Annotated in this window: 20 protein-coding genes; 11 read left to right on the top strand and 9 right to left on the bottom strand. The window is 67.7% G+C overall.

Features of this window, described 5'->3' with window-relative positions; all coding sequences use genetic code 11:
• Positions 1–159 precede the first annotated feature (159 nt).
• The gene (locus EYW47_RS17050) at positions 160–1116 is read left to right on the top strand and encodes a LysR family transcriptional regulator (protein ID WP_133196002.1); all 957 of its coding nucleotides are present in this window, start codon (positions 160–162) and stop codon (positions 1114–1116) included.
• Between the two features lie 86 nt (positions 1117–1202).
• Here the strand turns inward: EYW47_RS17050 and EYW47_RS17055 are convergent, their stop codons facing one another.
• On the bottom strand, positions 1203–1892 hold the full coding sequence (locus EYW47_RS17055; RefSeq protein ID WP_133196003.1) for a C39 family peptidase: 690 nt from the start codon (positions 1890–1892) through the stop codon (positions 1203–1205).
• A 341-nt stretch (positions 1893–2233) separates the two neighbouring features.
• Between EYW47_RS17055 and EYW47_RS17060 the strand changes: the two genes are divergently transcribed.
• Positions 2234–3088: a helix-turn-helix domain-containing protein gene (locus EYW47_RS17060; protein WP_133196004.1), complete on the top strand. Its 855-nt coding sequence runs from the start codon at positions 2234–2236 to the stop codon at positions 3086–3088.
• 114 nt (positions 3089–3202) lie between these two features.
• Here the strand turns inward: EYW47_RS17060 and EYW47_RS17065 are convergent, their stop codons facing one another.
• A complete protein-coding gene (locus tag EYW47_RS17065; RefSeq protein ID WP_205710090.1) occupies positions 3203–5104 on the bottom strand; it encodes an ATP-binding response regulator in 1902 nt (633 codons plus the stop codon).
• A gap of 7 nt (positions 5105–5111) precedes the next feature.
• Complete coding sequence (locus EYW47_RS17070; protein WP_133196080.1) at positions 5112–5576, bottom strand: putative pterin-binding protein; 465 nt, start codon at positions 5574–5576, stop codon at positions 5112–5114.
• 357 nt (positions 5577–5933) lie between these two features.
• Here EYW47_RS17070 and EYW47_RS17075 point away from each other — a divergent pair, with 357 nt between their 5' ends.
• Entirely contained in the window at positions 5934–6881 is a 948-nt protein-coding gene (locus EYW47_RS17075) for a phosphoribosyltransferase (protein ID WP_133196005.1), read from the top strand.
• 18 nt (positions 6882–6899) lie between these two features.
• Here EYW47_RS17075 and EYW47_RS17080 read toward each other — a convergent pair whose 3' ends face one another.
• Positions 6900–8621 (bottom strand): ATP-binding domain-containing protein, encoded by a 1722-nt coding sequence (locus EYW47_RS17080; RefSeq protein ID WP_133196006.1) that lies wholly within the window; start codon positions 8619–8621, stop codon positions 6900–6902.
• Between the two features lie 68 nt (positions 8622–8689).
• Positions 8690–8830 carry a DUF1016 N-terminal domain-containing protein gene (locus EYW47_RS17085; RefSeq protein ID WP_465263521.1) on the bottom strand — a complete coding sequence of 47 codons (141 nt, stop codon included), beginning with the start codon at positions 8828–8830 and terminating at the stop codon, positions 8690–8692.
• A gap of 208 nt (positions 8831–9038) precedes the next feature.
• On the opposite strand from EYW47_RS17085, the gene EYW47_RS17090 reads away from it, so the two are divergent.
• Complete coding sequence (locus EYW47_RS17090) at positions 9039–9665, top strand: glutathione S-transferase family protein (protein WP_133196007.1); 627 nt, start codon at positions 9039–9041, stop codon at positions 9663–9665.
• A 98-nt stretch (positions 9666–9763) separates the two neighbouring features.
• Entirely contained in the window at positions 9764–10387 is a 624-nt protein-coding gene (locus tag EYW47_RS17095; protein ID WP_133196008.1) for a Fur family transcriptional regulator, read from the top strand.
• A gap of 39 nt (positions 10388–10426) precedes the next feature.
• On the opposite strand, the gene EYW47_RS17100 is transcribed toward EYW47_RS17095, so the two are convergent.
• The 3 genes from EYW47_RS17100 to EYW47_RS17110 form a co-directional block, all read right to left on the bottom strand.
• Positions 10427–10837, bottom strand: a complete 411-nt coding sequence (locus EYW47_RS17100) for a response regulator (RefSeq protein ID WP_133196009.1) — start codon at positions 10835–10837, stop codon at positions 10427–10429.
• A 238-nt stretch (positions 10838–11075) separates the two neighbouring features.
• The gene (locus tag EYW47_RS17105) at positions 11076–12620 is read right to left on the bottom strand and encodes a cryptochrome/photolyase family protein (protein ID WP_377785092.1); all 1545 of its coding nucleotides are present in this window, start codon (positions 12618–12620) and stop codon (positions 11076–11078) included.
• Between the two features lie 50 nt (positions 12621–12670).
• On the bottom strand, positions 12671–13432 hold the full coding sequence (locus EYW47_RS17110; protein ID WP_133196010.1) for a TetR/AcrR family transcriptional regulator: 762 nt from the start codon (positions 13430–13432) through the stop codon (positions 12671–12673).
• A 119-nt stretch (positions 13433–13551) separates the two neighbouring features.
• Here EYW47_RS17110 and EYW47_RS17115 point away from each other — a divergent pair, with 119 nt between their 5' ends.
• The gene (locus EYW47_RS17115) at positions 13552–15075 is read left to right on the top strand and encodes an MDR family MFS transporter (protein WP_133196011.1); all 1524 of its coding nucleotides are present in this window, start codon (positions 13552–13554) and stop codon (positions 15073–15075) included.
• A 294-nt stretch (positions 15076–15369) separates the two neighbouring features.
• Positions 15370–16674, top strand: coding sequence for an MFS family transporter (locus EYW47_RS17120; protein WP_133196012.1), 1305 nt, complete (start codon positions 15370–15372; stop codon positions 16672–16674).
• A 91-nt stretch (positions 16675–16765) separates the two neighbouring features.
• On the opposite strand, the gene EYW47_RS17125 is transcribed toward EYW47_RS17120, so the two are convergent.
• A complete protein-coding gene (locus tag EYW47_RS17125) occupies positions 16766–18223 on the bottom strand; it encodes an aminotransferase-like domain-containing protein (protein ID WP_133196013.1) in 1458 nt (485 codons plus the stop codon).
• 118 nt (positions 18224–18341) lie between these two features.
• On the opposite strand from EYW47_RS17125, the gene EYW47_RS17130 reads away from it, so the two are divergent.
• The 4 genes from EYW47_RS17130 to kch all read left to right on the top strand — a co-directional run bounded on the left by EYW47_RS17130 (position 18342) and on the right by kch (position 22321).
• Complete coding sequence (locus EYW47_RS17130; protein ID WP_133196014.1) at positions 18342–19259, top strand: DMT family transporter; 918 nt, start codon at positions 18342–18344, stop codon at positions 19257–19259.
• Between the two features lie 204 nt (positions 19260–19463).
• Positions 19464–20030: a GNAT family N-acetyltransferase gene (locus EYW47_RS17135; protein WP_133196015.1), complete on the top strand. Its 567-nt coding sequence runs from the start codon at positions 19464–19466 to the stop codon at positions 20028–20030.
• Between the two features lie 157 nt (positions 20031–20187).
• Complete coding sequence (locus EYW47_RS17140) at positions 20188–21099, top strand: mechanosensitive ion channel family protein (protein ID WP_133196016.1); 912 nt, start codon at positions 20188–20190, stop codon at positions 21097–21099.
• 22 nt (positions 21100–21121) lie between these two features.
• A complete protein-coding gene (gene kch / locus EYW47_RS17145) occupies positions 21122–22321 on the top strand; it encodes a voltage-gated potassium channel protein (protein ID WP_133196017.1) in 1200 nt (399 codons plus the stop codon).
• Positions 22322–22326: the final 5 nt, after the last annotated feature.

Consider the following 22326-nt stretch of genomic DNA (forward strand, 5'->3'; position numbering starts at 1 on the left):
GAGCGCCGCCATTGAACCGACATCGCTGTTTAACCGCCGCGCGCCCATTCCGCGAGACGCCGGCGCCGCGAAGCGCCTTTGCCGCTTTGCGGTTCACCCCTTTTCTGCCGTAGCGCGGATTTCGTTCAAGCAGTCCTAATCAGCTACAGGAGCTCGCCCGTGATCGACCGCATCCAGGCGATGCGTACCTTCATTCGCATCGTCGATACCAACAGTTTCACCAAAGCCGCGCAATCGCTCGACATGCCGCGCGCCACCGCAACCACGCTGATGCAGAGCCTCGAAGCGCTGCTCGGCACGCAATTGCTCGTGCGCACGACGCGCCGCCTTTCGCTCACGCCCGAGGGTGCCGCGTACTACGAGCGCGCCGCGCGAATCCTCGCCGACATCGACGATGCCGAAGCGAGCGTGCGCCAGTCGCCCGGCGCGATCGGCGGCCGGCTGCGCGTGGAGATGCCGGGGCTGATCGCCAACGCGATCGTGCTGCCCGCGCTCGACGATTTCCATGCGCGCTATCCGCAAATCGATCTCGTGATCGGCGTGAGCCTGCGCAACGTCGACCTCGTCGGCGAAGGCGTCGATTGCAGCATCCAGCTCGGCGAATTGCCCGACTCGGGGCTCGCCGCGCGCCGCCTTGGCGTGCTCGAGCACGTGACCTGCGCGAGCCCCGCGTATCTCGCGCGCCATGGCGCACCGCAATCGCTCGACGATCTCGCGCGGCACCCCGTGGTGAATTTTATTTCGCCGCTCACGGGCCGCCCCTTTGAGTTCGATTTCGAAGTGGAGGGCAGCGCGACCAAGGTGAAGGTGGACGGCTTCGTGCACGTCTCCGACGAGTTCGCCTATCTCACCTGCGGCCTGCAAGGGTATGGGCTGGTCCAGCCGCCGCTGCTCGCGGCGCAGCCTTATCTGGACGGCGGCGCGCTCGTCGAGGTGCTGCCGCAATGGAAGCCGCTGCCCACGCCGGTCTCGGTCGCGTTCGTGAAGTCGCGCCAGGTCTCGCCGCGCGTGCGCGTGTTCGTCGACTGGCTCGCGGCGCTGTTCGAGGACGCGGGCGCCGTCAATCGCGATCTGTCTCGCGTGCGGCAATTGCTGGAGGGACTGCAGCCGGCTTGATGTAGCCGGGAACACGGCGGGAGGCGCTGCATGCTAGTCGTGCGCCGCTGCACGCTGCTTGCTCGCCGTCCTCGACCACGCGGCGCTCACGCCAGACGCGTCAGCGCCATCCCGCGCCGCGCATGAAAGCGCGCGACCGTTTCATAAGGCAGCCAGGCATCGGCCTGATACGGCGCGACGCCCGACGGATTGTGGAACCACACGCCGCCGTCGCTGCGTCCGTGCAGCAGGATCAGATGGCCACCCCGATGCGCGTTCGCGCGCTCGGGATAGCGGATCTCGGGGCTCACGGAGACGATCGCGAGCGTGCTGGCGTTCAGGCGCGCGGCGCTCGCCTCGATGTCCTCGTCGGTCATCACCTCCACGCGCACGCCGAACGCCGCCTCGGCCCATGCCGCGAACGGCCGGTAGATCAGCCCGTCCACGCCGCCGTCCTCGCGCATGCGATAGACGCCGTGGCGCAGCGCATCTTCGAGCAGCGCGGCGCGCGGCGCGTGGGCGATGCCCCAGTAGTCGAGCGCCGACTCGAAGCAGGTCAGCCCGCACAGACGCTTCGCCCAGAAGCGATAGTCGCCGGGCAGCGCGAAGCCGCTCATGCGCCAGAGCGGATCGTCGCACGGGTCCGCGCCCTCTTCGACGATGCGCGCCACCCAGTCCGGGCTGCCCCATTGGCTGTAGTACGGCACGTCACGATGGCGGACCTCGAGCGGCCCGGCATCGTGGCCGCGATACGTTGCGTCCTCACCCACCGGCTTCTGTGCAGGCTTGCTGGTCATTTCATTCAATCCTTCCTCACGGCATCGCCCCGATGCGAGCCCTGCCCCGCCGGGTGGACAGGCCCGCGGCCCGCGCCGGGGAATTCGCGTAGAACGGCTATTGTCGCAAATACAAGTGCGCTCGCGCGGGCTCATTGGCGCCGCCGCTTGCCCAAGGAACGGTTGTTGCGCCAAGATAGCGGACGTCATCGTATGTTGCCGCCCAAAACTTACGCAATTGTAAAATTATGCGTTTAGAATAATGCGCGCCCACGCTCTGTCAGAATTATTTCTTTCTGCAGCAGCGTCGCGGCACGAGATAATTAGCCCAAACCGACTCTCGATCCTCCCCCATTTGCAGCATGTCGAACGTTGAACACTCAACCGACTCCGTCTCGGTCGCAGAACGCGTACGCGAGCTGATGAGCCGTCATGGCATCGGCAAACGTCAGCAAACGACGGAGCTGTGCCGGATCCTCGAACTGAGCTTTTCGCAGGGCCATCGCAAGCTGCGCGGCAACAGCCCGTGGACGCTCGCACAAATCAAGAAAGTGGCCGAAGCGTTCGGCGAGCCGGCCGGGCAGCTATTCGGCGCGCAGCTGCTCGACCCCGGCATGGTGGGCGCGAGCGCGCAGGAAGCGCTCTTGTGCGTGAGCGCCGTGGAGCTTGCGTGCACAGCCTGGATTGGTGCGCCCGTGGAGCCCGGCAGCCGCCCCGACTTCGTCGCTTACGAGAAGCAGGGTCAATGGCGCGTGGTGCGCCCCGACGGCGCGCTCTATCAGAACGCGCGCGAAGTTCACAAGATCGAGATCTATCCGCGCCGCGCCGAGTCCGACAAGCCGCTCATCGCCGTGGTGGATGACGATCAGTCCTCCGCCGACAACCTGCGCGACTATCTCGAGCACTGCGGCTACACGGCGCACGCACTCTATGGCCTCGCCGCGTTCGATCACGCGCTGGAGCACAACGTGTTCGACGGCGTGGTGATCGACTGGCTGTTCGGCAGCCAGACCTCCGCCGAGGCGATCCGCAAGGTGCGGGCCTCCGAGAACCCCGACGCGCCCATCTTCGTGCTCACGGGCGAGCTGCTGACGGGCAAGGCAAGCGAGTCGGAGATCAGCCAGGTGGTGCGCCACTACAACGTGGCCTGCTACGAAAAACCCGCGCGCATGGCGATTCTCGTCGCCGATCTTTCCAAGCGCCTCAATCGCGGCTGACGCCAGCCGCATTACGCGCATTACCCGCAGTACCCGGATCACCAGGACTGCCAGGCTGGCGCGCCGCCAGGGCGCACCAGCAACGCGTGCTTTGCGCAGTGAGCTTCTCGCTGCTCAGGTCCCAAGCCTCTCGCGCGCTTCGCCGGACGTGTGCTGCGCATCCGCCAGGTTCGGCAGGTGCGGCGCACGCGGCGCGTCGAGCGCGCGCAGCAGCGCCGTGCGCAGCACTTCGTAGTGCACCGGCTTGGGCAGCAAGTCGAAGAACGGATTCTCGCTGTCGGCGGCAGCGGCCGCGAGCGCGGCCACGTCGGCGCTCACGGCGATCACGCGCGGACGCGCGCCGATCCCCGCGCCCTCGCGCGCCTCGAGCCCCGTCACGAACGCGTAGCCGTCGCGGCCCGGCATGTGCAGGTCGAGCAGCACGACGCCGCACTGGGTCTCGTCGAGGCGGGCCAGCGCGCTGTCCGCGTCGGCGGCGGCGAGCGGCGCGTAGCCCATGTGCGCGACCATCTCGCACAGCGACTCGCGCACCAGCGGGTTGTCGTCGACCACCAGCACCTGCTGCTGCACCTCGTCGCGCGAGTGCGGCGCGAGCACGTCGGCGACCGGCGCCACCACCGTCGTGACGGGAATCGTCACCGTGAAGGTCGTGCCCCTGCCCACGCGGCTGTCGGTTTCGATCGTGCCGCCAAACAGGTCGACGAGCCCGCGCACGATCGCGAGCCCCATGCCGGCGCCTTCGTAACGGCGCGAGCGCGAGGTATCGAGCTGGGTGAACTCCTTGAAGATGAGCGGGATCTGCGCGGCGGGCACGCCCGGCCCGGTGTCGCTCACGATGATCGCCAACGTTTGCGCGAGCGGCACGCCGCCATGCACGACCGCGCCGCTGATGAATTCGATGCGCACCGAGCCGCGCTCGGTGTAGCGGATCGCGTTGGTCACGAGGTTGTTGGCGATCTGGCGGATGCGGTGCGGATCGGCCACGAGCCGCCGATGCACGCCGTGGCAGGCGTGCTCGAACGCGAGGCCGCGAGCGCGCGCGGCCTGCTCGTTTTCGTCGACGATCGACTGCAGGAGCTCGCGCGGGTCGAACGCTTCCTGACGCAATTCGAGCTTGCCTGCGCCAAGGCGCGCGTAGTCGGTGAGGTCCTTCATCTGCGCCTCGAGCTGGCGCGCGGCGGTTTCGAGCCGCTGGATCACCTTGCTGTCCGACTCGGAATGCGAGTTGAAGCCGAGCAGCTCGATCGACGACACGATGGCGTGCAGCGGCGTGCGCAGTTCGTGGCTGATCATGCCGAGGAACGCGTCCTTGGCCGTGCTCGCCTCGCGCGCGGCGCGGCTCGCCTGGTGCTCGGCCTCGAGCGCCGCGTGCTGTTGCCGGATGAGACGCGTGCGCCGGTAGCCGTTCATCACGAGCAGCACCGCCGCCGCCGCCGAGAGCATCAGCAGCACGAGGCCCGCGGCAAACATTTCGCGGCGCTTTGCGATGAAGTCGCGCCGGATGCCTTCGCGCTCGGTCACATCGGCAAAGCGCCGGCTCAAGGCGAGATCGGTCACCTGGGCCCACTGCGCGTCGAGCACCATCAGCATGGGCACCGCGCGCTCGGGATTCTCGGCGAGCGTCGCGATTTCGGCGTCGAACGGCACAATGGCGGCATGGATCGCGGCGAGATCGGCCTGCTGACGCTTCATGAGCTCAGGCTTGTTCGCGAGCGTGCGCGTCGTGCTCTTCATCACGTTGAGCTTGGACTGCAGGACTTCGTAGCGCAGCCGCACCTTGTCGATGTCACGGTCGAGGCCGTCCGCGTAGATCAGCAACTGGCTCTCGAAGCGCGCGTAGGCGATCTGCATCTGCGCGGCGTCCCAGTAGAGGCCGTCGTAGTTGCCGGTCAGGCGCTGGACCACGTTGGGGTTCAGCAGGTTCGCGTAGAGCAGATAGCCCACGGCCACCACCGGCGGCACCAGCGCGGCAACCCAGATCAGCACATGCAGCAGGCGCCGCAGCGGACGTCGCATCACCTTCTCACTGCTTGATGGTCATCGAAACGATCTGCCAGGCGAACTTGGCGTCGCCCGCCGCGCCGTCGAGCTCCATCGGGAACTGGTCGCGCGGATAGATCAGGAATAGCGGACCGAAATTGCTCACCTTCAGGCGCTTGCCGTTCATCTCGTAGGCGAGCACCGCGCCGTAGCGCGCGGCGTCGGACACGGGCACGACGCAAGTGTAGTCGTCGATGGTGTGAATTTCGATCTGGCTGCCGTAAGCGCCCACGGTACTGAGCACGTCGGAGAGCAGCGCGCCCGTGAAGGTCGAGCGCGGCGTCCAGGTAGTGGTCGTCACGATCGAATGCGCGGGCAGCTTGAGCAGCGCCGCCTCACTGAAGTGATAATCGGTGTGCGCGGCGTCATTGGTCACGCGCACTTCGCCGTTCACGTCGAGCTGGAGCGAGCCGTCCGAGCCGGCCAATGCGAGCCGCGGCAGCGGCATGGCGGCCACCGCCAGCAGCCCGGCGAGCGCAGCCGTGAAGCGCCGGCGCTCGCGGCATGCGGGCCGGGCTTCGTGCCGGCCGTCTTGCCCGACAACAGGATCCTGCATGGCTCTCGCTCCCCTGGCGCAATATTCATTGTGTGATCATGCCGCAGCCCTGCGCGCAGTCCAGCGTGAAGTCCCGCGATACGACCCTTTGAGTGACCCGCACCGTACCGGTCTGCATGAGCCGGCAAGCATAGGCATAATATCGTCAAACATTAATCCGACAATAGAGGTCTTGTTCGCTGACGCACGCATCGGCAGCACGCGGCCGCGTGGCGCAACAGACCGTCATCGCACTGTCACTCCCGTCCCATGAACAAACCCGTCGTTCCGCTCACCTACGAACAGCTCGACCATTGGGTCGAATCGCTGCAGCCGCTGCTGATCGAGGAGGATTTCGCTGCGGTCGTCGGCATCCTGCGCGGCGGCGCGCCGCTCGCGCTGATGGTCTCGCACGCGACCGGCGCGAACGTCGCCTTCCTGCGCTATTCGCGCGAGACGCGCGAGGTGCGCTGGGACTCCACGCTGCCCATGCCCGAGCCGGGCTCGAAGGTGCTGGTATGCGAGGACATTGCCGGACGGGGCCATACACTCGTCGACTGCATCGCGTTCCTGCGCGAGCACGGCCTCGTGGTGCGCACGCTCACGGGCGCCTATGACGACCTGAGCCGCCTGCGCCCTGACTATTCGATCGACGCGAGCGGCTATTTCGCGCTGTTCCCCTGGGAGCGGCAGGCCTACACCGACCGCTATCGCGCCGACTGGTCGCGCGAGGGCACGCGCGAAGGCACGGGCATGGGCGACGATCACGAATACGCGGTCTACGCGATCGACCTCGACGGCATTCTCTTGCCCGACATTCCGCTCTCGCGCTACGACGAAAATCTCGAAGCGGCGCTTGCCGAACGCGACGCGCTGCTGCCGCTCGAGCGCGTGCCGGACATCGACCTGAAGCACACGCGCGCCATCATCACCGGCCGCCCCGAAATCGACCGCGAGCGCACCCAGGCGTGGCTCGACCGGCACGGCTTCGGGCATCTGGAGCTGATGATGCGCGCGCCGGGCGAGCACGACGACACGCCTTCGGGCGCCGCCACGCACAAGGCCGCCGCCGCAGTGCGCTGCGGCGTGACGCATTTCATCGAGAGCGATCCGGTGCAGGCCATCTACATCGCGCAGCTCGCGCCGCTCTTGCGCGTGATCTGGTGGAACGCCCAGGCGCGCGCGGGCACGCTGATCGGCGCTTCGGCCTGGGGTTGATGCGCGGGCAGTCCGGCCTCACGTGCGAGCGAGCGCCGCCGGATCACGCCCCATCGCCCGCGCGGCGCGCGCCGACGCCACCACGATCAGCTTCATGGTTGCGCGCGTCGCACCCACGAAGAGCTTGCGCGCCGTGCGCTCGTCGAGCGTCTCGAAGTCGACGTCCGTGAGGATCACGCAGGGCGCCGACTGCCCCTTGAAGCGATAGATCGAATCGAGCAGCACGTCGCCATCGCGATACTGCGGATTGCCGAACAGGTCGAATTGCCCCGTGAAGCTGCGCAGCCGATGCGGCCCCAGGTGGTCGAGCGCCGTGAAATGCGAATGCTCACGGCCCCGGAACGACAGCACCACGATGTCCTGCTTGCGAAAGCCCAGTGAGAGCGCCTGCGTGATCGCGCGCTTGGTCGCCACGACTACGGCAGGCTCTTGCGCGCCATCCGCCCCCCGTTCCACCGCCCTGCCAGCCGCGCCCGTTTCGGCGCGCTCGTCCCAGACGGCGAGCGTGACCTCCGAGCCGTCGAACGGGCTGCCCGCCGCATGCTGCGCGAGCGCGGGCACGGCCTCGCCCGCCGCCTCGCGCAGAAACGCGAGGATGTCACGCGGGCTGCGGTAATTGGTGGTCTCGCGCAGCACGGTCCAGCCGGGCAAGGCCACGGGCTCGCGCATATAGAGGTTCTGCAGCGGGTCTTCGAGCCACCACCACGCCGCGCCCGGACGCAACAGGCGCGCGAGCGCATCGACCCACGCCGGCTGGAAATCCTGCCCCTCGTCGACGATCACCACATCGAACTGCCAGCGTGCGTCGATGGGCGTCTGCGCGAAGCGCCGCTCCAGGCCTTCGAAAACATTCGTGCCCTCGAAGTCGGGCACATGGCCGCCGTCGCGCGAGACCCAATCGCACAGCTGATGGTAGTTGGCCACCTTCGCCTCGGGCGGCGCGACCTTGGCAATGTGGTCCGCCAGCGGCCGGTTGAAGCACACATAGAGCGTGCGCGCGCCGCGAGCGAGCGCGTCCTTCATCACTTGCAACGCGAGCTGGGTCTTGCCCGAGCCCGCCGTGCCGATCACGCGCAGGCGAAACGGCTCGAATTCGAGGCGTCGCGCCCAACTGGCGAGCCCGCCCGCAAGACGCGTGACGAGCGTGCCCGCCGCGCCCACCAGCGCGCTGGCGTCGGGGGTGAGCGAGAGCTCGTCGGCGAGAAAATGATGGATCTTCGCGGCGCACGGCAGGCGCGGCTCGTCGGCGGGCAGCGCCTCGCGCACGATGGCCGCGAGCTGCGCCTTGCGCGTGGCGTCGACGATGCGCGAGGCCTGCACGCCCGCGATCGCCGGCTCGCGCACTGCATGGTCGGGGCAGTAGAAGAGCGCCTCGAGACCGTAGTTGCCCACGCCGAACGCGGCCGTGAAGCGCCGGTGCAATGCCTCCACCGTGCCCGCGAGCCCGACCGCAACATTGCGCTCGGTCTGCAGATACGCCTTCACGAGGCCGTTTTTCGTCTCGCGCAGGAAGCCGGTCTTCTGCTCGACGATCAGCGCGCGCCCGGACGGGCTCACGATCACGAAGTCCGCCTCGCCGAACACGGAGAATCCCTCCGTGAGCCGCGTCCAGTGCACACCGTGATAGACGGTGTAGCCGGCGGGCAAGCCGCGCTCGAGGAGCGCGAGCGTCTCGCGCTCGCGCGCGGCGGCGCCGGTCGCTTCCAGGTGCTGCCAGTTGTCGGGGACAATGCGGGCCATGGACGGTCCTCGTCGCGGGGTGCCAGGTTCGGCCGGATTCGGCCAGATTCAGCCAGGTCGTGCAGCGGCTATTCTACGTAGCTACGCGAGGGCCGCAGGATCAGCGACAGAAAATGCGACCAGCTCAATTGGCGTGACAGCGTCACGACAATTGACTCGTCCGGAAAAGTAACGGCGAACTGCACGATGCGGCGCAAGTTCTTGTCCACGAATCTATCGATGAACCTGCTGTGTCCAGCTTGAACGCAGTCCCGCGAAGTGCCGGGCTGGGGCCGTCGCGAAACAAAAAAAAGCCGCCCGGATCGTGTATCGTTGCGGTCCTGGCCCCCATCGAACGGGGCTGCGCCGCGCGCCGCTTGCGCCCGATATCGCGACGCATCGCGCGCCAATTTTTTGCTGCAAAGGAGAGAGCACCGGATGATCAAAATCTGGGGACGCCCCAACTCGGTGAACGTCCAGAAAGTGCTGTGGTGTTGCGACGAACTCGTGCTGCCGTTCGAACGTATCGACGCGGGCGGCCAGTTCGGCCGCCTCGACGAACCGTCCTACCTCGTGATGAACCCGAACGGCAAGATCCCGACCCTCGTGGACGGCAATTTCGTGCTGTGGGAATCGAACGCGATCCTGCGTTATCTGGCCATGGAGTACGGCCCTTCGAGCCTGCTCTACCCGGCCGATCCGAAGGTGCGCGCCTCGATCGAGCGCTGGCTCGACTGGTCGATCGGCACGCTGGCGCCCGCCGAGCGGCCGCTCTTTCTCGCGCTCGTGCGCACGCCGCCCGAGAAGCGCGACCCCGTGAAGATCGAAGCCGACGTGCAAAGCGTCGCCGCGCTGTGGACGCTGCTCGACCACCATCTGCAAGGCCGCTTCTTCCTTGAAAACGAGCGCTTCTCGCTCGCCGACATCGTGCTGGGCGCGTTCGCGCGGCGCTGGTTCGGGCTCGAAGACATCGAGCGGCCCGCATTGCCGAACCTCGAGCGCTGGTATCAGCGCCTCGCGCAGCGTCAGGGCTTTCGCAAGTACATCGACCTGCCGCTGACCTGAGCGGATCCGGCGGCGCGCCGCCCGGCGTGCCCCCTCATGCACGCCAGCGGCGCCCGGGCGCGCCAGCGCAGGCACGGCGTGCCCCGTATAATCGCGGCATGAAGACAGCAAAACCGTCCCTGGACACCGCGGCCCCGCACGGCCACGCACATGATCACGCTCACGAGGCGCACGATCACCGTCATGGCGAGGGCGGTACGAATGGCGCGAGTGGTGCAGATGGCGCGCACGGCGCGTCGCTCGAAAGCGCGCTCGTAATGGCCGAGGCCTATTGCCGCGAGCGCGGCGAAAAGCTCACGCCGATCCGCCGCAAGGTGCTCGAGCTGCTGCTCACCTCGGGCCGCGCGACCAAAGCCTATTCGCTGCTCGACGAAATGCGCCAGATCCATCCGGGATCGGCGCCCCCCACGGTCTATCGCGCACTCGACTTCCTGCTTTCGGCGGGACTCGTCCACCGCATCGAATCGATCAACGCGTTCGCCGTCTGCCACGACCTCACGCAGTGCCAGCACGGCATCCTCGTCGTCTGCCAGCAATGCGGCAACGTCACCGAGCTGCACGAGCCCAAGCTGCGCCAGGCGCTGGTCGCGCAGATCGAGGCCGCGGGCTACCGGCTCTCCGGCGACGGCATCGAGCTCAAGGGTGTCTGCGCGCAATGCCAGGCGGTCGAGCGGACGGGCGCCGAAGGCGCGCAAGCCGCGAAGGCCGCCGCACAGTCCTGAGCGGCGCAGGACCTCGCCTCGCGCCGCAGTGGCGCTCCCTCAAAGCGACTGACGCGCGTCGATTGCGTCGCTCAACAACGCCACCAGCGCCTCGGGCCTCGCCGGCTTGGTCATGAAGTGCTGAAAGCCTTCGCCGATGCTCCGCAGACGCCAGCTTTCGTCGGTGTGGCCCGTGAGCGCCACCGCGACGGCCGGGGCGTGATCGCCACGGATTTCATGGTCGCGCAGGCGCTGGATCAGGTAGAAACCGTCCATCTCGGGCAGGTCCAGATCGCAGACCACTGCGTCGGGCATGAGGCTCATAGCCGCTTCGACGCCTGTTTCGGCGTCCGCCACCGCAACCACGTGGGCGCCCTCCGCCTCTAGCAGGGAAGTCAGGGAGTCCCGGCTTTGCGGGTCGTCTTCGACCAGCACGATGGTCGTCTGGTCGAGCTTGTGTACTGCGTTCATTGTGTTTGCTTGAATGCCGTTCTGTCTGTTTGGCTTGCCGCGCGGCACGAAGGGCGCGCGGTTCGCAGCGGGCAACACACTACGGGCAACACGCCCGATCGCCCAATTAGAGCAATCCCGATGCCATGCGTTCAGCACGGCGCCGCGCACGATAGCCGCACTCGAGGTCACGCCGATGACAGCCGTGTATCTCGCTATACCTATGCGAACTGGGTCATTGCCCCTGCCGTTTGCCCCCTCATTCGCCCTCTTTTTGCGCACGGCCGGCTGGCTTGCCTCGCGTCTTGCCGGTTTTCGCAAAAGCCTCGAGCGCCCGCGCGCGTGCCATTTCATGCACGACCACCGGCAGCGGGTAGTCCACGCCGAGCCGCACGCCCGCCGCTTCCAGGTCTTGCGCGCTTGCCTTCCAGGGTTGATGGATCAGCCGGTCGGGCAATAATGCGAGCTCCGGCACCCATTTCCTGATATAAGCGCCGCGCGGATCGAACTTCTGGCCCTGCAATACGGGGTTGAAGATCCGGAAGTACGGCGCGGCGTCCACGCCCGAGCCGGCGACCCATTGCCAATTGGCCGGATTGCTGGCCGGGTCGGCGTCGACAAGCCTGTCCCAGAACCACTGCTCGCCCGCGCGCCAGTCCAGCAGCAGATGCTTCGTCGCAAACGAGGCGGCCACCATGCGCACGCGGTTGTGCATCCAGCCTGTGCGCCACAGCTCGCGCATGCCGGCGTCGACGAACGGATAGCCCGTCAGGCCGCGCTGCCACGCGCGCAGGCCGCGTGCGTCGCGGCGCCATGGCATGGCGTCGAACGCCGGACGCAAATTGCGCTGTGCCAGATCGGGATAGTGGTAGCGCTGGTAGTAGCAGAACTCCCGCCACCCCAGCTCGCTGGCGAATTTTTCCGCGCTCGTTTCGCGGCTCGCGGGCGAGACCGCTGTCACGTCGTGTTGCGCCGCCTTCAGCGCCGCGTACACCTGACGCGGCGAGAGCGCACCCACGCGCAAATACGGCGAAAGGCGGCTGGTCGCGGCGAGCCCCGGCGCGTCGCGCTCGCCCGCGTAGGCCTCGAAATCGTCGGGAAAATACGCGCGCAGGCGTTCGAGCGCGGCTTCCTCGCCCGCCGGCCACGCCTCGCGCAGGCCACCGGCCCAGTCGGGCTTGCGCGGCTCGAGGCCGAGATCGTCGAGCTTCAATGCGAATTGGGTAAGACGTGCCGGTAGCGATTGAAAATTCCACCATTGCGGCGCGGGCAGCGGCGGCGGCGGATCGCCGGCGCGCCGGCATGCGCGCCACCAGGCGGTGAACACCTGGAACGGCTCGCCGGACTGATTGAGCACCGTCCACGGCTCGTAAAGCAGCGTACCGTTGAAGCTCTCGGCCTCAAGCCCGCGCGCGCGCAGCCGCGCTTTCAATCTGGCATCGGCGTCGCGCTCCTTGCCGCCGTAACGGCGGTTCCAGAACACGCCGCCCGCGCCGCTCGCCGTGACGCACGCTTCGAGCATCTCGCTCTCGGCGCCTTGCATCAGCAGGAGCCGGCCGCCACGCTCGCGCAGCGCCGCATCGAGCGCGCGCAGCGTTTCGTGCAGCCACCAGCGCGCCGCGCCCCCGGGCGGGCGCTCGCCCGCCGCCTGAGGATCGTGAACATAGAGGCAGATCAGCGGCCGCCCCGTGGCGGCCGCGTGGGCGAGCGCAGGCTGATCGGCCAGACGCAGATCGTCGCGGAACCAGACGACGACAGGAGCATGAACGGGCTGTGCGGAAGTCAGAGTGGGCCTCGATCGGATAAATGCCGCGGCGCCGCGAAGCGCGGCACCCTGCGCGAACGCCAATACGGCTAGGCCGGCCGTATGCCCTGGGTCATCAGCGCCACGGCGTGACGCGCGATCTCCTCGGCGCCGACGCGGCGCGGCACGAGGTCGTTGCGCCACACCTGCGCCGTGGCGAGCGGCAGCAGCGTGAGCCCGAGCAGCGACTGGAACAGCAGTGACGGCTCCAGCGCCGCATTGAGCTTGCCTTCGCGCTGCCAGCGCGCGATGGCCTCGTGCGCCGCGCGCTGCTGCAAGTGCCCGAAGCGCTCGTGCATGCGCTGACGCAGCAAGCCGCCCTCGCTGATCACCTCGCGTATCCACAGCGGCGCGAACCATGGATGCGCCTGCCCCACTTCCACGAAGCGCAGCGTGAGCGCCGTGAGCGCGGCCACGGGATCGTCGGGGTGTGCCTCGAAGACGCCGCCCGTGGCCGAGCGCAAGGGCAGGAAGCGCTCGTCGATCAGCACGTCGATCAACTGGTCGCGCGTCTTGAAGTAGTAGTGCACCATCGCGGGCGTGACGCCGGCCTCGCGCGCGATCGCGGAAAGCGTGGTGTCGACGATGCCCTGACGCGCGAACAGCGCGAGCGCAGCCGAAATCAGACGCTCGCGCTGCTCGGCGCCGCCCACGCCGCCGCTCGGCCGGCCAGGCCGGCGCGGCGCGGGCTTTCCGGCAGCGGGGCCTGCCGTCGATGCGGGTGCTTCCGGCGACCTGGCCGATTTCGCCGCAGACTTCGCCGCAGATCGGATGGTGCGCGGGGTCGCCGCCCGCGCGTTGTGCTCTTTCATCTGGTTACGTTTTCAGCCTTTGACGACCGTCAGGAATAGTCTTAATATTAATCTTTGCGTTAATTAATTTCAAGATCGAAGGCGATCTCGAAACGATCGAGAAAAGCTGGAGACCCCTCATGCAATCCCCCACGCAAGACACGGCCCAGGCCACACAAGGCCCCGCGCATGCAACTGGGCATCCCCCAATCCGGCTGCTGTTTCCGGCATTGCTGCTCGTCATGCTGCTCGCCGCGCTCGACCAGACCATCGTCTCGACGGCGCTGCCCACCATCGTCGGCGAACTGGGCGGGCTCGACCGGCTCTCCTGGGTCGTCACTGCGTACCTGCTCACCTCCACCATCGTGGTGCCGCTGTACGGCAAGTTCGGCGACCTGTTCGGCCGCAAGATCGTATTGCAGGCCGCCATCGCCATCTTCCTGCTCGGCTCCGCGCTATGCGGCGTGGCGCAGAACATGGAGCAGTTGATCGTCCTGCGCGCGCTGCAGGGCATCGGCGGCGGCGGCCTCATGGTCGTGACGATGGCCGCCATCGGCGACGTCATTGCGCCCGCGCAGCGCGGCAAGTACCAGGGCATGTTCGGCGGCGTGTTCGGCCTCGCGACCGTGATCGGGCCGCTCATTGGCGGCTTTCTCGTCGAGCATCTCTCGTGGCGCTGGATCTTCTATATCAACCTGCCGCTGGGCGCCGTGGCGCTCGTTGTGATCGGCGCCGTGTTCAAGCCGCGCGTCGCGCACGTGAAGCACGTGATCGACTACATGGGCGCGGGCTGGCTCGCCGCCGCACTCACCTGCCTGATCCTCTTTACGAGCGAAGGCGGCTCGCTGCTGCCGTGGAGCTCGCCGCAGCTGTGGCTCACGCTCGTGCTCGGCATGGTGGCCGTGGCGGGCTTCATCCACGAGGAAAAGCACGCCGTCGAGCCCATCATGCCGCTCGCGCTGTTTCGCGAGCGCACCTTCGTGCTTTCCAGCCTGATCGGCTTCATCGTGGGCGTCTCGCTGTTCGGCTCGGTCACGTTCCTGCCGCTCTATCTGCAGGTCGTGAAGGGCTCGACACCTTCCGAGGCCGGCATGCAGATGTTGCCGATGATGGGCGGCGTGCTGACGATGTCGATCATCTCGGGCAGGCTCATCAGCAAGATAGGCAAGTACCGCATATTTCCGATCGTCGGCACCGCGCTCGTGGCCGCCGCGATGATGCTGCTCGCGCGTCTGCGCATCGAAACGCCGCTCACTCAGATGTATCTCTACATGGGCCTGCTCGGCTGCGGCCTCGGCATGGTGATGCAGGTGCTGATTCTCGCGGTGCAGAACACCGTGGCGTTCAAGCATATGGGCGTGGCCACCTCGGGCGCGACGCTGTTTCGTTCGATTGGCGGCTCGGTGGGCGTGGCCGCATTCGGCGCGGTGTTCTCGCACGGGCTGAATGCGCGCCTCGAAAAAATGCTGAGTAGCGGGGTCGAGCTGCCCCAGCCGCTCACGCCCGATGCGATCCATCATCTGCCGCCCACGGTGCACGCCCAGTATCTCGATGCCTTCGCGGGTGCGTTGCACACGGTCTACTTCTCGGCGGCGTGCGTGGTCGTGTTTGCGTTCGCATTGGCCTGGCTGCTGCGCGACGTACCGCTGCGCAAGCACCCGTGAATTCCACGGCGGCGCGCTGACACCCCAGCGGCCCCTCCACCCCCTCCCCGCGCGCCGCGCTTCGGCCGCCTCTCCTGCCCCTGCCCCTGCCGGCGCTGCTGCGCCCGGGGGGCGCCCCCGTGTTTCGCGTGCGCGCTCCCACCTTACGTTTTCTCGCAAAAATATTACGATTGGCTAAAATCCTGTGACCGCGCGCCTGACACGGCGGTCCGCGCAATCGCACGCGACGCTCACTCAGCCGTCGTGCCCCAAAAAGCGCATCACCCAGCGCACTACAAAGGAAAAGACCAACCCATGGACGTCAAAACCGAGCCGGCCGTGCACGATGCGCACGACACCAGGAGACGCGTGCTCGCCATCGTCGGCGCCTCTTCAGGCAATCTCGTCGAGTGGTTCGACTTCTACATCTACTCGTTCTGCGCGCTGTATTTCGCGCCCGCCTTCTTCCCGAGCGGCAACACCACGACCCAGTTGCTCAACACCGCCGGCGTGTTCGCGGCGGGCTTCCTGATGCGCCCGATCGGCGGCTGGCTGTTCGGCCGCATCGCCGACCGCCACGGCCGCCGCGCCGCGATGATGATCTCCGTGCTGATGATGTGCGGCGGCTCGCTCGTGATCGCGGCCCTGCCGACCTATGCGCAGATCGGCGCGTTCGCGCCGCTGCTGCTGCTGATCGCGCGCCTGTTCCAGGGGCTGTCGGTAGGCGGCGAGTACGGCACGAGCGCGACCTATATGAGCGAGGTCGCGCTCAAGGGCCGGCGTGGCTTCTTTGCCTCGTTCCAGTACGTGACGCTGATCGGCGGCCAGCTCTGCGCGCTGCTCGTGCTCGTGATCCTGCAGCAGACGCTCTCGACCGAGGAGCTCAAGGCGTGGGGCTGGCGCGTTCCGTTCGTGGTCGGCGCGGCCGCTGCGGTGATTTCACTGTATCTGCGCAAGTCGCTCGACGAGACCTCCACGAGCGAGTCGCGCCACAAGAAGGACGCGGGCACGATACGCGGCGTGTGGCCGCACAAGGGCGCATTCCTCACGGTGGTGGGCTTCACCGCGGGCGGTTCGCTGATCTTCTACACGTTCACGACCTACATGCAGAAGTACCTCGTGAACACGGCCGGCATGCATGCGAAAACCGCCAGCAACGTGATGACCGGCGCACTGCTCGTCTACATGCTGCTGCAGCCGGTGTTCGGCGCGCTCTCCGACAAGATCGGCCGGCGCATGTCGATGATCCTGTTCGGCTCGTTCTCGGTGCTCGGCACGGTGCCGCTCATGCATGCGCTCAAGGACGTGTCGAGCCCGGTGGCCGCGTTCGGGCTGATCGTGGTCGCGCTCGCGATCGTGAGCTTCTATACGTCGATCAGCGGCCTCATCAAGGCGGAGATGTTCCCGCCCGAAGTGCGCGCGATGGGCGTGGGCCTCTCGTATGCGGTTGCCAACGCGATCTTCGGCGGATCGGCCGAGTATGTGGCGCTGTGGTTCAAGTCGATCGGCAGCGAATCGACGTTCTACTGGTACGTCACCGCACTGTGTGCGATCTCGCTGATCGTGTCGTGGCGCATGCGCGATCCGAGCAAGGAAGGGTATCTGCGCCACGAGCCTTGATCGGGCAAAGGCGCGCATAAAGGTGCGGTGTGGCGTGCAAAAGCGCCGCGCCGCCGCCATGCCCTCACCGTTCAAGCCGGCTCTAGCAGGTTCAGGCGGGCTCGGCCTTCGCCTCCGTGGCCCGCTCCATCGCGCGCTGCAGCGTTTCGTAGACCTTCGGCCGATTGCACTGCGAAACGTTGAAGCGCAGGAAGCTGCCAGCGTTGCGCGAGACACTGAAGACATTGCCCGGCGCGAGCACCACGCCGTGCGCAAGCGCCTCTCGCGCGACGCGCGCGGCGTCGAGCCCGTCGGGCAATTGCGCCCATAGCAGCATGCCCGCCTGGGGGCGCGTCCACGCCGTGACGCCCGCCGACGCGAGACGGCGCAGCGTGTCGCCCATTGCGTCGGCGAGCTTCGCGCGCAAGCCGTCCAGATAGCGCCGATAGGTGCCGTCCACCAGCAGCCGCTGCACGAGATCCGCGGCCAGCTCCCCATTGCCGAACGACACCGAGAGCTTCAGGTCGACGAGCGGCTCGATCCAGTCCGCGCGCGCCGCGATATAGCCGCAGCGCGCCGCCGCCGTCATCGTCTTCGAAAAGCTGCCGATGGCCACCACGCGCGCGAGCCCGTCGAATGCGGCGAGGCGCGGCGCCGGATCGGTTTCGAAGTCGGCGAAGATGTCGTCCTCGACGATCAGCAGGTTGTGCTCCTCGGCGAGCTTGAGCAGCCGATGCGCAACGGTGGGCGCGAGCGTCGCGCCGGTCGGGTTGTGGATCGCCGAGTTGGTCACGTACAGGCGCGGGCGGTGCTCGGCGAGCACGCGCTCGAACGCCGCGAGATCGGGGCCGGCGGGCGTATATGGCACGCTCACGACCTTCACGCGATGCACGCGCAAAAGCGCCTGGAAATTGAAGTAGCACGGGTCGTCGACCACCACGGTGTCGCCGGGCTCGAGCAGGAAGCGGCACAGGAGGTCGAGCGCCTGGCTGCCGCCGTCGGTGAGCACGATTTGCTCCGGCGCGGCTTCCACGCCGTGCTGCGCGAGCCGCCACGCCAGTTGCTGGCGCAGCGCCGGCAGCCCGAGCGGCGAGGCGTAGTCGGTGAGCTGGGCGTGCGGGTCGCGGGCGATGGCGCGCAACGCGCGCCGCACGGCATCCTGCGGCAGCCACGATGCGGGCAGCCAGCCGCAGCCGGGCCGCAGCGCGCGCGCATCGGTTTCTAGCGACTGGCGTGTAAGCCACAAGGGATCGATCTCGCGATCGAAGCGCGGGCCCGGCAAACCGCGCGCCGCGAATGCCCCGTATGTTCCATTCGCGCCCGGCAGCGCGTGCCCCGCCACGAAGAAGCCGGAGCCGCGCCGCGCGATCAGCGTGCCTTCGGCGACGAGCCGTTCGTACGCCTCCACCACCGTGGACTTCGAGACGCCGAGCTGCTCGCTCATCGTGCGGATGGACGGCACGCGCGCGCCCACCGCCAGCGCGCGCGAGGCGATGCGCTCGCGCAGCGCCTGCATCACCTGCTCGACGCGGGTGAGCGCCAGGTTTCCAGTCTGCCGGGTGTCTTCCATCTGTACTGCTCCGTGTTCAATACAGTTTGTCCATATTGTACTGATCCTTGGCTTACCGGTTTGCCGCCGCACGCGCATCATGGCCCAATCGCCACACGCTCTTCCCGACTCCACCCCCATGCACAAACCCCTTTACTCCACCACCGACGGCTGGCTCTGCGGCCTCGCAGGCGTCCTCATCTTCAGCGGCTCGCTGCCCGCCACGCGTTTGGCCGTGCTCGGCCTCGACCCGCTCTTTCTCACCGGCGCGCGCGCCACGATCGCGGGCGCGCTCGGCGCGCTGCTGCTGCTCGTCTTGCGTGCGCCGCGGCCCGAGCGGCGCGAGGTCTGGCCGCTCGTGATCGTGGCGCTCGGCGTGGTGGTGGGCTTTCCGCTCCTCACCGCGCTCGCGCTGCGCCATGTGAGCTCGGCACATGCAATCGTCTTCGTCGGCCTGTTGCCGCTCGCCACGGCGATCTTCGGCGTGCTGCGCGCCGGCGAGCGCCCGCAGCCGGCGTTCTGGGTCTTTTCGGCCATCGGCAGCGGCGCCGTGGTCGCGTTCGCGCTGCGTCACGGCGTGGATGCGTCGCCCGTGGGCGACGCGCTGATGCTGGCCGCCATCGTCGCCTGCGGACTGGGCTATGCCGAAGGCGCGCGGCTCTCGCGGCACCTGGGCGGCTGGCAGGTGATCTGCTGGGCGCTCGTGATCTCGCTGCCCGTGATGGCGCCGCTCGCCTGGTGGTGCTTGCCCGCCTCGTTCGCGGCGGTGAGCGCGGCCTCGTGGTGGGGGCTCGCCTATGTGTCGCTCTTCAGCATGCTGATCGGCTTCGTGTTCTGGTATCGCGGCCTCGCGCTTGGCGGCATTGCGGGCGTGGGCCAGCTGCAGTTGCTGCAACCGTTCTTCGGCTTCGTGCTCGCCGCGCTGCTGCTGCACGAGGCCGTGCCGCCCGCGATGATCGCCGTGACTGTCGTGGTGATCGGCTGCGTGGCCGGGGCGCGCCGCTTTGGGCGCGGCACTCCGGCATCGAGCCGCGCGCCACAGGCGCAGCGCGGATGACGTTGCCGAAGCGCCGTGCGCAAATGCTGCCGCGGCGCGATCGAAGCGGCACCGGAGCGGTCTCGAACGGCCGCGCCATTTTTGACGCGCTTCATTTCATTGCTCGCCCAAGGCATAGTGAAATGCATTGCCGCGCCACCCATGCCTGATGCCGATATCCCCCGCGCGGCGCCCACTAAAGCGCGCCAGCCCTGCACCAAGCTCATGAATGCACCTCGCATCGCCGCGCCGGTCCTGCGCGACGCCACGCCTACTGACTTCCCCGCCATCGCGGCGATCTACGCCCATCACGTGCTGCATGGCGCGGCCTCGTTCGAAGAGACGCCGCCCGCGCAGGACGAATTGCTGCGCCGCCACGCCGCCGTGTGTGCGCAAGGCTTGCCATGGCTCGTTGCCGAAATCGACGGCCGGGTGGCCGGCTATTGCTACGCCACGCCCTACCGGCCGCGCGCGGCCTACCGCTACACCATCGAAGACTCGATCTACATCGACGAGGCGTTTCGCGGACGCGGCCTCGGCCGCACGCTCCTCGAAGCGCTGATCGCGCGTTGCGAGGCCGGCCCGTGGCGGCAGATGATCGCCGTGGTCGCCGCCCCGAAGGGTGGCTCGCTCGCACTGCACGAGAGCCTGGGCTTCGAACTCGTGGGCACGCTGCGCGCAGTCGGCTTCAAGCACGACGCCTGGCGCGACACGACCCTCATGCAGCGCGCGCTGGGCGAAGGCCAGCGCACCGGACCGCATGCATCGGCGCACACGAGCGCGCGAACCTGAGCGAGAACCTTGGCGCAAACCTGAGCGCGAACCCGGGCGAGAAACCCGGCGCGAAGTGCGCACCGTGCGGCTCCATGCTGCGCGCGCACCCTTACAATACGTCCTCCGGGCAGACCGGCCGCGCGCCGGTCCGGCAGACTTCGAGGACTTCGCGCTTATGGAATCCCTGTTCAATCAAGTTCACCCGTCCAACTGGAACTTCCTGTGGGACGCCCTCACCGGCTTTGCGCTGCGCCTTTGCGCGGCCGCTGCGATCCTCTGGATCGGCTGGTGGATCGCGCGGCGTGTCGGCAACTGGTTCGCGCGCCAGGACAGCATCGACGCCACGCTGCGTCCCATCGTGCGCGACTCGTCGCTGTGGGGCGTGCGCCTCGTCGCGATCGTCGGCGCGCTCTCGCAAGTGGGCGTGCAGACCGCGAGCATCGTGGCCGTGCTCGGCGCCGCGGGTCTCGCCATCGGCCTCGCTCTGCAAGGCACGCTGCAGAACATCGCCGCGGGCATCATGCTGCTGCTGCTGCGGCCCTTCAAGGTGGGCGACTACATCGATGGCGGCAGCGGCATCAGCGTCGCGGGCACCGTCGAGGAGGTGAATCTCTTTACGACACGCCTCACCAAGCCCGATGGCATCTGCGAATACGTGCCCAACAGCGCGCTGTGGAGCAATTCGATCCGCAATTACAGCCGCAATCCCACGCGGCGCCTCGACCTCGAAGTGGAGGTCTCGGTGCGCGACGACGTGAACCGCGCCATCGACGTGCTGCGCGCGCTCGCCGCCGCCGAACCGAACGTGCTGGAGTCGCCCGCGCCGCAGGTCATGGTGAGCCGCTTCGACGACAGCACCGCCGTCCTGAACATCCGCATCTGGTCCAACATCGACACGTTCTGGGACATGCGCTGGAATCTCTCGCGCAAAGTGCGCCAGGCGCTGAACGACGCGCAATGCGCGCTGCCGCTGCGCACGCGCGAATTGCATATCGTGCAGACGCAGCCTGAGCCGGCCGCTCGAACCGCGCAAGCCGCGCAAGCCGCACTGCCGGCGGCAGGCCCGACGGCCCAGCACGGCGCGTAACGCCCCGCCAGCCGAAGCCCGCATGAAAGCCTTCGCGCGCCGCCTGCGCACGCTCGCCACCCAGCTCGTGCCGCATGGGTATCTCGCGCTGCTGCTCGTCGTCGACGGGCTGATGCTCTTGCGCCCCGTGGCCGAAAACGTGCTGCGCCATTCGCGCGGCTCGTGGTTCGAGGACTGGATCTCGCTCATCAACGCCTTCGGCGTGCTCGCGCTGCCGCAGGCCGTGATCGCGGCGGGCCTCACGACGATGGCGATCGGCATCGCGCTGCGCGCCCGCGTGGCGTGGGGGATCTCGCTCCTGCTGCTCGCCGCGGCCGCCAGCATCAGCCTGTGGGGCGACTATCGCAGCAGCGTCGTGTTCGCCTTCACGCTCACGCTGGCCTTCGCGCTCGTCTATTACTGGCGACGCTTCGACCGCTCGAGCTTCGCCGCCAGCACGCTGTTCGCATTCCTGAGCATCAGCTCGCTGCTCATTTACGCGGTGTTCGGCGCGCTTTATCTCGGCGACGGCTTTGCGCCGCCCATCCGCACCCTCGTTACGGCGTTCTACTTCTCGATCGTGTCGATGTCGACGGTGGGCTACGGCGATATCGTGCCGCGCTCGGACACCGCGCGGCTCTTCACGACCTCGATCGTCGTGCTCGGCATCACCGTGTTCGCCACCTCGATCAGCGCCGTGCTCGGGCCGGTGATCGGCGGCAAGCTCAAACGCATCGTGAAGGGAGGCATCTCCAACGTGATCCGCAAGAACCACTATTTGATCGTCGGCGCCTCACCGCTCGCGCACAGCGTGTACGCGGGCCTCAAGAAGCGCGGCTATGCCGTCACGGTGATCGTCGCGCCGGGCACGGCGCACACCTATCCGCCCGAGGCCGATCTCGTGGAAGGCGACGCGAGCGACACGGCCACGCTGCATCACGCGGGCGCGGAGACGGCGCTCGCCGTGCTCGCGCTGCGCATGGACGACGCCGAGAACGCCTTCGTGATCCTCGCGATCAAGGAGCTCGCGCCGAAGGTGCGCACGGTGGCGCTCGTGAACGACAGCCGCAACCTGCAGCGCCTGCGCCTGTTGCAGCCCGACATGGTGTTCTCGCCGCAGTTGCTCGCTGGCGAGCTGCTCGCGCGCACGCTCAATAACGAAACCATCGACAACGATCTCATCGATCAACTGCTGTTCGGCAAGACGGAGGCGGGTCGGGCCGCGCAAGGTGGGGCCGCCTGAGGCGG

Origin of the sequence: Paraburkholderia silviterrae (genome assembly GCF_004353915.1) — a bacterium.
GTDB lineage: Bacteria > Pseudomonadota > Gammaproteobacteria > Burkholderiales > Burkholderiaceae > Paraburkholderia > Paraburkholderia silviterrae.

What these genes read in the sequence shown, in the direction of transcription:
- EYW47_RS17055 (WP_133196003.1), bottom strand. Translation starts at nt 1,892, where the DNA reads ATGACCAGCAAGCCTGCACAGAAGCCGGTGGGTGAGGACGCAACGTAT.
- EYW47_RS17060 (WP_133196004.1), top strand. Translation starts at nt 2,234, where the DNA reads ATGTCGAACGTTGAACACTCAACCGACTCCGTCTCGGTCGCAGAACGC.
- EYW47_RS17065 (WP_205710090.1), bottom strand. Translation starts at nt 5,104, where the DNA reads ATGCGACGTCCGCTGCGGCGCCTGCTGCATGTGCTGATCTGGGTTGCC.
- EYW47_RS17070 (WP_133196080.1), bottom strand. Translation starts at nt 5,576, where the DNA reads ATGCCGCTGCCGCGGCTCGCATTGGCCGGCTCGGACGGCTCGCTCCAG.
- EYW47_RS17075 (WP_133196005.1), top strand. Translation starts at nt 5,934, where the DNA reads ATGAACAAACCCGTCGTTCCGCTCACCTACGAACAGCTCGACCATTGG.
- EYW47_RS17080 (WP_133196006.1), bottom strand. Translation starts at nt 8,621, where the DNA reads ATGGCCCGCATTGTCCCCGACAACTGGCAGCACCTGGAAGCGACCGGC.
- EYW47_RS17090 (WP_133196007.1), top strand. Translation starts at nt 9,039, where the DNA reads ATGATCAAAATCTGGGGACGCCCCAACTCGGTGAACGTCCAGAAAGTG.
- EYW47_RS17095 (WP_133196008.1), top strand. Translation starts at nt 9,764, where the DNA reads ATGAAGACAGCAAAACCGTCCCTGGACACCGCGGCCCCGCACGGCCAC.
- EYW47_RS17100 (WP_133196009.1), bottom strand. Translation starts at nt 10,837, where the DNA reads ATGAACGCAGTACACAAGCTCGACCAGACGACCATCGTGCTGGTCGAA.
- EYW47_RS17110 (WP_133196010.1), bottom strand. Translation starts at nt 13,432, where the DNA reads ATGAAAGAGCACAACGCGCGGGCGGCGACCCCGCGCACCATCCGATCT.
- EYW47_RS17115 (WP_133196011.1), top strand. Translation starts at nt 13,552, where the DNA reads ATGCAATCCCCCACGCAAGACACGGCCCAGGCCACACAAGGCCCCGCG.
- EYW47_RS17120 (WP_133196012.1), top strand. Translation starts at nt 15,370, where the DNA reads ATGGACGTCAAAACCGAGCCGGCCGTGCACGATGCGCACGACACCAGG.
- EYW47_RS17125 (WP_133196013.1), bottom strand. Translation starts at nt 18,223, where the DNA reads ATGGAAGACACCCGGCAGACTGGAAACCTGGCGCTCACCCGCGTCGAG.
- EYW47_RS17130 (WP_133196014.1), top strand. Translation starts at nt 18,342, where the DNA reads ATGCACAAACCCCTTTACTCCACCACCGACGGCTGGCTCTGCGGCCTC.
- EYW47_RS17135 (WP_133196015.1), top strand. Translation starts at nt 19,464, where the DNA reads ATGAATGCACCTCGCATCGCCGCGCCGGTCCTGCGCGACGCCACGCCT.
- EYW47_RS17140 (WP_133196016.1), top strand. Translation starts at nt 20,188, where the DNA reads ATGGAATCCCTGTTCAATCAAGTTCACCCGTCCAACTGGAACTTCCTG.
- kch (WP_133196017.1), top strand. Translation starts at nt 21,122, where the DNA reads ATGAAAGCCTTCGCGCGCCGCCTGCGCACGCTCGCCACCCAGCTCGTG.